This window comes from Burkholderia sp. SCN-KJ (assembly GCF_024656005.1).
In the GTDB taxonomy this organism is placed as follows: domain Bacteria; phylum Pseudomonadota; class Gammaproteobacteria; order Burkholderiales; family Burkholderiaceae; genus Burkholderia.
On the sequence record NZ_JANKOG010000024.1, the window covers coordinates 100,087 to 110,874 of the forward strand.

The 10,788-nt window shown below is 68.3% G+C and carries 5 protein-coding genes; 4 read left to right on the forward strand and 1 reads right to left on the reverse strand.

The window, feature by feature from the left end; genetic code table 11:
* Positions 1-283 precede the first annotated feature (283 nt).
* Positions 284-1,099 (reverse strand): transporter substrate-binding domain-containing protein, encoded by an 816-nt coding sequence (locus NQV17_RS30545; RefSeq protein ID WP_257775123.1) that lies wholly within the window; start codon positions 1,097-1,099, stop codon positions 284-286.
* Positions 1,100-1,247: 148 nt separating this feature from the next.
* Between NQV17_RS30545 and hemE the strand changes: the two genes are divergently transcribed.
* The 4 genes from hemE to NQV17_RS30565 all read left to right on the forward strand — a co-directional run bounded on the left by hemE (position 1,248) and on the right by NQV17_RS30565 (position 10,694).
* Positions 1,248-2,342: a uroporphyrinogen decarboxylase gene (hemE, locus tag NQV17_RS30550; RefSeq protein WP_308237338.1), complete on the forward strand. Its 1,095-nt coding sequence runs from the start codon at positions 1,248-1,250 to the stop codon at positions 2,340-2,342.
* A 445-nt stretch (positions 2,343-2,787) separates the two neighbouring features.
* Positions 2,788-5,049 carry a primosomal protein N' gene (locus NQV17_RS30555; protein ID WP_257775125.1) on the forward strand — a complete coding sequence of 754 codons (2,262 nt, stop codon included), beginning with the start codon at positions 2,788-2,790 and terminating at the stop codon, positions 5,047-5,049.
* Positions 5,050-5,537: 488 nt separating this feature from the next.
* The gene (gene putA, locus NQV17_RS30560; protein ID WP_257775126.1) at positions 5,538-9,470 is read left to right on the forward strand and encodes a trifunctional transcriptional regulator/proline dehydrogenase/L-glutamate gamma-semialdehyde dehydrogenase; all 3,933 of its coding nucleotides are present in this window, start codon (positions 5,538-5,540) and stop codon (positions 9,468-9,470) included.
* A gap of 84 nt (positions 9,471-9,554) precedes the next feature.
* The gene (locus tag NQV17_RS30565; RefSeq protein ID WP_257775127.1) at positions 9,555-10,694 is read left to right on the forward strand and encodes a branched-chain amino acid ABC transporter substrate-binding protein; all 1,140 of its coding nucleotides are present in this window, start codon (positions 9,555-9,557) and stop codon (positions 10,692-10,694) included.
* The last annotated feature ends 94 nt before the right edge of the window (positions 10,695-10,788 follow it).

Below are 10,788 nucleotides of genomic sequence, written 5' to 3' on the forward strand. Positions count from 1 at the left end.
TGCGTATCGGCACCGATGAATGGCCGATTTACACGCCCGAATGTGCATCGCGCGGCAGATACCGCATATGACGATTCATTCGTCAGAAAGATTTTGAAACGTGATCGGCGCGTGCGGTAGTCGGCCATTCGGCCAATTTCCGCGGTTTTACGCCTGCAGCCCGCTGCGCCGATGTGTAACGGCGGTGCAGCGGACGGCCATACCGCTGCCCGCGCCCCGTTCGCCGGCTGCAATAGCGGCGGCGTTGTCTGCTATCGGCCGCCGTTGCCGCCCGCGATCGCGCTTACTTCAGCCACTTGTCGGCGATCGCCTGGTATTCGCCGGTCGACAGCGCGAGGTGCAGCCACTGGTCGACGTACTGCTGGAACACGACGTCGCCGCGCGGCACCATGTACGCCTTTTCGCCGAACTGGAACGGCTTGTCCGGATGCACCGAGCACAGGCCAGGATTCAGCTTTTGCTGCAGCAGCGTCTCGGATGCGTCCGTCACCATGACGTCCGCCTTGCCCGCGAGGATCTGCTTGAAGATCGTCACGTTGTCAGGGTAGACGGTCAGGTTCGCGTGCGTGAAGAACTGCTTCGCGAAGCGCTCGTTGGTGCCGCCCGGGTTCACGATCACGCGTGTCTCGGGCCGGTCGATCTGCGCGACGGTCTGGTACTTGTCGGCGTCCGCGCAGCGCACGATCGGCGTCTTGCCGTCGACCACGTACGGCTGCGTGAAGAACACGCGCTTCTGGCGCTCGAGCGTCGTCGATACGCCGCCCACCGCGATATCGCACTTCGCAACGAAGTCGTTGGTGAGGTTCGACCAGCTCGTCTTCACGAAGTCGGCCTTCACGCCGAGCGATTTCGCGAGCGAGTCGGCCATGTCGATGTCGATGCCTTCGAAGCGGCTGTCGCTGCGGTAGTACGAATACGGCTTGTAGTCGCCCGTCGTGCACACGCGCAGCGTGCCGCGTGCGAGCACGTCGTCGAGCCGCGAGCCGGCCGCAGCGGCGGACGACGGTGCGGTCGCGGTCGTGGTCGTACCCTGCGCGTGCGCGGCGGCGCAGCAAAGCGTGGCAGCGGTGAGCGTGGCCAGCGTGGCGAATGTCTTCATCGGTCTCCTCCTTCGTTTGGTTCGATATCAGCGTCCGATCATAAGGAGCCATCGCGCGCGTCATATGGCCGCCATCGCATCGACATACGCAGCCGTGCGGCCCCGCTCCGGTAAAATGCCGCTTTGCCTTCGCATCGTCGCTCCTACCGTGGCCCATACCCTGCTCAACGACACCTTCCTGCGTGCGCTTCTGCGCGAGCCGACCGACTACACGCCGATCTGGCTGATGCGCCAGGCCGGCCGCTACCTGCCCGAGTACAACGCGACGCGCGCGCGCGCCGGCAGCTTCCTCGGCCTTGCGAAGAATCCCGATTACGCGACCGAAGTGACGCTGCAGCCGCTCGAGCGCTTCCCGCTCGACGCCGCGATCCTGTTCTCGGACATCCTGACGATTCCCGACGCGATGGGCCTCGGCCTCGACTTCCAGGTCGGCGAAGGGCCGAAGTTCGCGCATCCGGTGCGCACCGAGGCCGATGTCGCGAAGCTCGCGGTGCCCGACATCGAGGAAACGCTCGGCTACGTGACGGGCGCCGTGCGCGAGATTCGCCGCGCGCTGACCGACGGCCAGGGCCGCCAGCGCGTGCCGCTGATCGGCTTCTCGGGCAGCCCGTGGACGCTCGCGTGCTACATGGTCGAAGGCGGCGGGTCGGACGACTTCCGCACGGTGAAGTCGATGGCGTATTCGCGCCCCGACCTGATGCACCGCATCCTCGACGTGAACGCGCAGGCCGTGGCCGCGTACCTGAACGCGCAGATCGAAGCCGGCGCGCAGGCCGTGATGATCTTCGATACGTGGGGCGGCGCGCTGGCGGACGGTGCATACCAGCGCTTCTCGCTCGACTACATCCGTCGCGTGGTCGCGCAACTGAAGCGCGAGCACGACGGCGAGCGCGTGCCGGTGATCACGTTCACGAAGGGCGGCGGGCTGTGGCTCGAGGAAATCGCGGCGACCGGCGTCGACGCGGTCGGGCTCGACTGGACGGTCAACCTCGGCGCCGCACGCGAACGTGTCGCGGGGCGCGTTGCGCTGCAGGGCAACCTCGACCCGACGATCCTGTTTGCGCCGCCGGCCGCCGTGCGCGAGCAGGCGCGCGCGGTACTCGACAGCTACGGCAATCATCCCGGCCACGTGTTCAACCTCGGCCACGGCATCTCGCAGTTCACGTCGCCCGACCACGTCGCCGAACTCGTCGACGAAGTGCACACGCACAGCCGCAAGATCCGTAGCGGAGCGGCGGCCTGAGCGCAAGCGCTGTCATGCTGCACTGCGGGGTGACAGCGTTTCGCTGTCGGCGCTAAACAGGGCGCAACCCCGCCCCGGTTGCCGATCCATCGCTTGTCAAGACTTGACTTATGCACATTTTCCACGTTGCAGCGCGGTAGAGCCCTGCATCGGTCGAATTGTCTCGCTATGGTTGCGTAATTTGAATAGCAGCCTTATGGAATAAGGCTCCGCGGGGCGCGGCACACGGCGGCCGGAAACAGCGGAAAGCACGGCCCCGCGCGCTTTGCGGCGATTGGACGGGGAGTTCTCAACAAAGTTATCCACAGGCTGGTCAGGGTATACGGCGATTCCTAATGCGAATCCAAAACTTAGCGCCGAATCTGAAGTTTTACTTTAAGTTCGTCACCATGATGCGGACTCGGATGCAAGTCGTCCGTGCGCTGTGCGTCGCCGGAGCGCGGTGATGGACGGCACCTACCTGCGGGTCGCCCTCGACCATCCGCTCGCCACCCTGTTCGACTACCGCTGCGACGTCCAGCCGGCGCCCGAGCCCGGCACCCTCGTGCAGGTGCCGTTCGGCAAGCGGCAGGTCGTCGGCCTCGTCTGCGAAGTGACGACTCACACCGACGTGCCGCCGTCGCGCTTGCGGGCAATCGACGCGATCTGTACCGAGCTGCCGCCGCTGGCGCCGGACTGGCTTGCGCTCGTCTCCTTCGCGGCCGACTACTACCAGCGCGGTCGCGGTGAAGTCGCGCTGCCGGCGTTGCCGCAGGCGCTGCGCGACGCGGAGCGCTGGGGGCGGCTGCTGGCGCCCGAGGTGCGTCACCGGCTGACCGAAGCCGGCCGCGCGGCGCTGCCCGACGCACTGCCCGCGCGCGGGGCCGCGCTGCGGCGGCTCGCGCAGGCACTCGCCGACACCGATTCGCTGACGCTGCCCGATGCGCGCGCATTGCATCCGAAGGCGGGGGCCACGCTCGACGACTGGGCGGCGCGCGGCTGGGTCGCGATCGAGGAAATCGGCTGGGCCGACGCGCCTGTGCTCAAAGCTGTGGATAACCTGTCGACAACCGGTGGACGAACTGTGCCGCCGGCGCTCACCGACCAGCAGGCCGAGGCGCTCGACGCGATCCGCGCCGCGCAGGGCTTCGCGCCGTTCCTGCTGCATGGCGTGACCGGCAGCGGCAAGACCGAGGTGTATCTGCATGCGCTCGCCGCGCTGCTCGATGCGCGGCCCGACGCGCAGGCGCTCGTGCTCGTGCCCGAAATCAACCTGACGCCGCAGTTCGAGGCCGCGTTTCGCGCGCGCTTCGCAGGCACGCTCGCCGACGACGCGATCGTCACGCTGCACAGCGGGCTCGCCGAAGGCGAACGGGCGCGCAACTGGCTCGCCGCACATACGGGCCGCGCGCGGATCGTGCTCGGCACGCGGCTCGCGGTGCTCGCGTCGCTGCCGACGCTCGCGCTGATCGTCGTCGACGAGGAGCACGAGCCCGCGTACAAGCAGCAGGAAGGGCTGCGCTATTCGGCGCGCGATCTCGCGGTGTGGCGCGCGAAGCATCTCGGCATTCCGGTCGTGCTCGGTTCGGCGACGCCGTCGCTCGAGACCTGGTGGCAGGCCGAGCAGGGGCGCTACACGCGGCTCACGCTGTCGCGCCGCGCGGTGGCCGACGCGACGCTGCCGACCGTGCGGCTGATCGATCTCGAAGAGGAGCGGCGGCGCGGGCGCGCGTCGATGGGCGGACTGTCGGGGCCGCTCGTCGCGGCGCTGAAGGCGCGGCTCGAGCGCGGCGAGCAGAGCCTCGTGTTCCTGAACCGGCGCGGCTACGCACCGCAGCTTGCGTGCGACGCGTGCGGCTGGGTCGCCGGTTGCCCGCGCTGCAGCGCCTATGTCGTGCTGCACAAACCCGAGCACGCGTTGCGCTGCCATCACTGCGGCTGGGAAGCGCGCATTCCGCGTTCGTGCCCGGAGTGCGGGAACGTCGACATCGCGCCGCTCGGGCGCGGCACGCAGCGCATCGAGGAGGCGCTCGCCGAGGCCGTGCCGGGCGCACGGATCCTGCGGATCGACGCGGACAGCACGCGGCGCAAGGGCAGTGCGCAGGCGCTGTTCTCGGATGTGCACGCCGGTGAAGTCGACATCCTGGTCGGCACGCAGATGATCGCGAAGGGGCACGACTTCCAGCGCGTGTCGCTCGTCGGCGTGCTCAATGCCGACACCGCGCTGTTCTCGCACGACTTCCGCGCGAGCGAGCGGCTGTTCGCGCAGCTGATGCAGGTGAGCGGCCGCGCGGGGCGCGCGGGGCTGCCGGGCGAGGTGCTCGTGCAGACGCGTTATCCGCGTCACGCGCTGTATCACGCGCTCGGCCGACAGGATTACGTCGGCTTCGCGAATTCGACGCTCGGCGAGCGCCGTGACGCGCACCTGCCGCCGTTCGTCTACCAGGCGCTGCTGCGCGCCGAAGGGCGCACACTCGACGCGGCGCTCGCGTTCCTGCTGCAGGCCGCGGCCGCGTTGCCGGGGCTGCCGGGTGCCGATCGCGTGACCGTCTACGACGCGGTGCCGATGACGATCGTGAAGGTCGCGAACGTCCACCGCGCGCAGCTGCTGCTCGAAAGCGCGTCGCGGGCCGCGCTGCAGCATGCGCTGCGCGCGTGGCAGCCGGAGCTGCGCGCGCTGAAGGGCGTGCTGCGGTGGAGCGTCGAGGTCGATCCGCTGGATATCTGAGCGGTGCGGCGGCGGTCGTCGTGCCGCGCGCCACTTCCCCGGTACCGAGCCGTCGACCTGCCGACCCGCCGACCCGCCGACCCGCCGACCTGCCGACCTGCCGACCTGCCGACCTGCCGACCTGCCGACCTGCCGACCTGCCGACCTGCCGACCCGCCGACCCGCCGAGCGGCATGCAATCCCTGCCGGACGCGTTCCACACCTGCCTGCGGTACCCGCCGTTCCAGCCAGTGCAACCCGTCTTCCCCCTCCGCCGCGCACGCCGAAGGTTGCCCACGCGCGCCAACTCGCCCTCGATCAGGGAAAACACCGATCCACCGACCACGGGCAACCCCTAGGTTGCAACCTTATAAGTGGTTGATTATATTGAGTAACTTCGAGGTGCAACCAATCTCTTAATTCGGTTGCACCTTTTTATTGCGTGCCGTAGGATTTCGCGCATCCTCTCACACCACATTGCCGGGCTCGCACCGGCGCACGAACCCACCATGGCAAGCACGACTCTTGGCGTCAAAGTCGACGACCTTCTCCGCTCGCGCCTGAAAGACGCGGCAGCGCGTCTCGAGCGCACTCCCCACTGGCTGATCAAGCAGGCGATCTTCGCGTACCTCGAGCGGATCGAGCATGGCCAGCTGCCGCCCGAACTGTCGGGCAGCAGCGGCGTGACGGAGCTCGCCGACGGCCAGACTCCGGACGGTGACGACGACAACTCGCCGCATCCGTTCCTCGAGTTCGCCCAGAACGTGCAGCCGCAATCGGTGCTGCGCGCGGCGATCACGGCCGCGTATCGCCGCCCCGAACCGGAATGCGTGCCGTTCCTGCTTGGCCAGGCGCGCCTGCCGGCGCACCTGCAGGCCGACGTGCAGACGCTCGCGACGCAGCTCGTCGAGGCGCTGCGCGAGAAGAGCTCGGGCGGCGGCGTCGAAGGGCTGATCCACGAGTTCTCGCTGTCGAGCCAGGAAGGCGTCGCGCTGATGTGTCTGGCCGAAGCGCTGTTGCGGATCCCCGATCGCGCGACCCGCGATGCGCTGATTCGCGACAAGATCAGCAAGGGCGACTGGCGCTCGCACGTCGGCCACGCGCCGTCGCTGTTCGTGAACGCGGCGACCTGGGGGCTGATGATCACCGGCAAGCTCGTGACGACCAACAGCGAAGCGGGCCTCTCGTCGGCGCTCACGCGCCTGATCGGCCGTGGCGGCGAGCCGCTGATCCGCAAGGGCGTCGACATGGCGATGCGCCTGATGGGCGAGCAGTTCGTCACCGGCGAGACGATTTCCGAGGCGCTCGCCAACAGCCGCAAGTACGAAGCGCGCGGCTTCCGCTACTCGTACGACATGCTCGGCGAAGCGGCGACGACGGAAGAGGACGCGCAGCGCTACTACGCGTCGTACGAACAGGCGATCCACGCGATCGGCAAGGCGGCCGGCGGCCGCGGCATCTACGAAGGCCCGGGCATCTCGATCAAGCTGTCGGCGCTGCACGCGCGCTACTCGCGCTCGCAGCAGGACCGCACGATGAGCGAGCTGCTGCCGCGCGTGCGTGCGCTCGCGCTGCTCGCGCGCCGCTACGACATCGGCCTGAACATCGACGCGGAAGAAGCCGACCGTCTCGAGCTGTCGCTCGACCTGCTGGAAGCGCTGTGCTTCGATCCGGAACTCGCGGGCTGGAACGGCATCGGCTTCGTCGTGCAGGGCTACCAGAAGCGCTGCCCGTTCGTGATCGACTACCTGATCGACCTCGCGCGCCGCAGCCGTCACCGCCTGATGATCCGCCTCGTCAAGGGCGCGTACTGGGACACCGAAATCAAGCGCGCGCAGGTCGACGGCCTCGAAGGCTATCCGGTCTACACGCGCAAGATCTACACGGACGTGTCGTATCTCGCGTGCGCGAAGAAACTGCTCGCGGCACCCGACGCCGTCTACCCGCAGTTCGCGACGCACAACGCATACACGCTGGCCGCGATCTATCACCTGGCGGGCCAGAACTACTACCCGGGCCAGTACGAATTCCAGTGCCTGCACGGGATGGGCGAGCCGCTGTACGAGGAAGTCACGGGCCGCGACAAGCTGAACCGTCCGTGCCGCGTGTATGCGCCGGTCGGCACGCATGAAACGCTGCTCGCGTACCTGGTGCGCCGCCTGCTGGAAAACGGCGCGAACACGTCGTTCGTGAACCGCATCGCGGATAAAACCGTGTCGGTGAAGGAACTGGTCGCCGATCCGGTCGACGAGGCGTCGAAGGTCGTGCCGCTCGGCGCGCCGCACGCGAAGATTCCGCTGCCGCGCCACCTGTATGGCGACGAGCGTCCCAACTCGATGGGCCTCGACCTGTCGAACGAACACCGTCTTGCGTCGCTGTCGTCCGCGCTGCTCGCGAGCGCGCATCATCCGTGGCGCGCGGCGCCGATGCTCGCCGACGACGCGCTCGCCGACGCCCCGGCGCGCGACGTGCGCAACCCGGCCGACCAGCGCGACATCGTCGGCACGGTCAGCGAAGCGACGGCAGAGCACGTAAGCGCGGCGCTCGCGCACGCGGTGGCCGCCGCACCGATCTGGCAGGCGACGCCGGTCGATGCGCGTGCCGACTGCCTGGTGCGCGCGGCCGATCTGCTCGAAGCGCAGATGCACACGCTGATGGGCCTGATCGTGCGCGAAGCCGGCAAGTCGCTGCCGAACGCGATCGCCGAAATCCGCGAAGCGGTCGACTTCCTGCGCTACTACGCGGCGCAGATCCGCGACGAATTCTCGAACGACACGCACCGTCCGCTCGGCCCCGTGGTCTGCATCAGCCCGTGGAACTTCCCGCTCGCGATCTTCATGGGGCAGGTCGCCGCCGCGCTCGCGGCCGGCAACACGGTGCTCGCGAAGCCGGCCGAACAGACGCCGCTGATCGCCGCACAAGCCGTGCGCCTGCTGCGCGAGGCCGGCGTGCCGGCCGGCGCGGTACAGCTGCTGCCGGGCACCGGCGAGACCGTCGGCGCGGCGCTGGTCGCCGACCCGCGCACGCGCGCGGTGATGTTCACCGGCTCGACCGAAGTCGCGCGCCTGATCAACAAGACGCTGTCCGCGCGCCTCGACCCGGACGGCAAGCCGATTCCGCTGATCGCGGAAACGGGCGGCCAGAACGCGATGATCGTCGATTCGTCGGCGCTCGCGGAGCAGGTCGTCGCGGACGTGATGCAGTCGTCGTTCGACTCGGCCGGTCAACGGTGTTCGGCGCTGCGCGTTCTGTGTCTGCAGGACGATGTCGCGGACCGCACGCTGACGATGCTCAAGGGCGCGATGCACGAGCTGGCGCTCGGCAACCCGGACCGCTTGTCGACCGACGTCGGCCCGGTGATCGACGCCGAAGCGAAGCAGACGATCGACACGCACGTCGCGACGATGAAGGACAAGGGCCACACCGTCACGCAGCTGCCGTCGCCGGAAGCCTGCGCGCACGGCACGTTCGTGCCGCCGACGCTGATCGAGATCGGCAGCATCGACGAGCTGAAGCGCGAAGTGTTCGGCCCCGTGCTGCACGTCGTGCGCTATCGCCGCAGCCAGCTCGACAAGCTGCTCGAGCAGATCCGCGCGACGGGTTACGGCCTGACGCTCGGCATCCACACGCGGATCGACGAGACGATCGCGCACGTGATCTCGAACGCGCACGTCGGCAACATCTACGTGAACCGCAACGTGATCGGCGCGGTGGTCGGCGTGCAGCCGTTCGGCGGCGAAGGGCTGTCGGGCACGGGTCCGAAGGCCGGCGGCGCGCTGTACCTGCAGCGCCTGCTCGCGACGCGTCCGTCGGGCCTGCCGCGTTCGCTCGCGCAGACGCTGATCGCGGACGGCGCGGTCGATGGCGAACAGCGCAGCAACCCGGCGACGGCGCTGACCGCGCTGCGCGACTGGCTGATCGAGCAGCGCGAACCGGCGCTGGCGGCCCGCTGCGACGGCTACCTGGCGCAGGTGCCGGCCGGTGCGACCGCGGTGCTGACCGGCCCGACCGGCGAGCGAAACACGTATACACTCGGCCCGCGCGGCACGGTGCTGTGTGTCGCGGCAACGCCGAGCGGCGCGCGCGCGCAGTTCGCGGCGGTGCTGGCGACGGGCAACCGCGCACTGTTCGCCGGTGCCGCGGGCGAGGCGCTGGTGGCGGCGCTGCCGGCTGCGCTGAAGGCGCATGCGGCCGTGCGCAAGCAGGCCGACGCGCCATTCGACGCGGTGCTGTTCGAAGGCGACAGCGACGAGCTGCAGACGCTCGTGAAGGACGTCGCGCAGCGGCCGGGCCCGATCGTGTCGGTGCAGGGCGTGTCGGCGGGCGCGTTCGAGAACGGCGACGCGGAAGACTACGCGCTCGAGCGCCTGCTGACCGAGCGCTCGGTGAGCGTGAACACGGCCGCGGCGGGCGGCAATGCGAATTTGATGACGATCGGCTGACCATCCTTGCCGTTCGGATCAATCAAAGGAAGCGGCAAGGCGATCCCGAAGCCGCTCCATTTACCCTGGTACCAAGGAGAAGCTATGCAACACACGATGAAAAAGCTGGCAGGCGCGACGTTCGTCGCTGTCATGTCGCTGGCGGGGACGGCCCATGCGGATGACGTGAAGATCGGTTACGCAGGGCCGATGACGGGCGCCCAGGCTCACTACGGCAAGGATATGCAGAACGGGATCGCGCTCGCGCTGGAAGACTTCAACGCGACCAGCCCGAAGATCGGCGGCAAGCCGGTGAAGTTCGTGCTCGAGACGCAGGACGACCAGGCTGACCCGCGCACCGGCACGACGGTCGCGCAGAAGCTCGTCGACGACGGCATCAAGGGCATGCTCGGCCACTTCAACTCGGGCACGACGATTCCGGCCTCGCGTATCTACGCGAACGCCGGCATTCCGCAAATCGCGATGGCGACGGCGCCGGAATACACGCAGCAGGGTTACAAGACGACCTTCCGCATGATGACGTCCGACACGCAGCAGGGCTCGGTGGCGGGCACCTTCGCGGCGAAGGATCTCGGCATGAAGAAGATCGCGATCGTCGACGACCGCACGGCCTACGGCCAGGGTCTCGCCGACCAGTTCGAGAAGGCCGCGAAGGCCGGCGGCGCGACGATCGTCGACCGTGAATTCACGAACGACAAGGCGGTCGACTTCAAGGCGATCCTGACCAAGCTGAAGGCCGCGAAGCCGGACCTCGTCTACTACGGCGGCGCGGATTCGCAGGCAGCGCCGATGGTCAAGCAGATGAAGACGCTCGGCATCACCGCACCGCTGATGAGCGGCGAAATGGTGAAGACGCCGACGTTCCTGAAGATCGCAGGCAACGCGGCCGACGGCACGATCGCATCGCTGGCAGGCCTGCCGCTCGAAGAAATGCCGGGCGGCAAGACCTACGCCGACAAGTACAAGAAGCGCTTCGGCGAAGACGTGCAGACGTACTCGCCGTACGCGTACGACGGCGCGATGGCGATGCTCAACGCGATGAAGAAGGCCGATTCGACCGATCCGGCGAAGTACCTGCCGGTGCTCGCGAAGACCGACATGGCCGGCGTCACGTCGTCGCACGTCGCGTACGACGCGAAGGGCGACCTGAAGAACGGCGGCATCACGATGTACAAGGTCGAGAAGGGCGAATGGAAGCCGCTGAAGAGCATCGGCGGCAAGTAAGCATGGCGTGAGCGCGGTCGGGGGCGTCGCAATGCCCCGTCCCGCATCGCGTGCGAACAAGCCATCGGGCCGTCGGGTCCGGTGGCTTTTTCTT

Excerpts from the sequence above, each read along its gene's own strand:
- NQV17_RS30555 (WP_257775125.1), top strand. The coding sequence starts at position 2,788 with ATGGACGGCACCTACCTGCGGGTCGCCCTCGACCATCCGCTCGCCACC.
- putA (WP_257775126.1), top strand. The coding sequence starts at position 5,538 with ATGGCAAGCACGACTCTTGGCGTCAAAGTCGACGACCTTCTCCGCTCG.
- NQV17_RS30565 (WP_257775127.1), top strand. The coding sequence starts at position 9,555 with ATGCAACACACGATGAAAAAGCTGGCAGGCGCGACGTTCGTCGCTGTC.
- NQV17_RS30545 (WP_257775123.1), bottom strand. The coding sequence starts at position 1,099 with ATGAAGACATTCGCCACGCTGGCCACGCTCACCGCTGCCACGCTTTGC.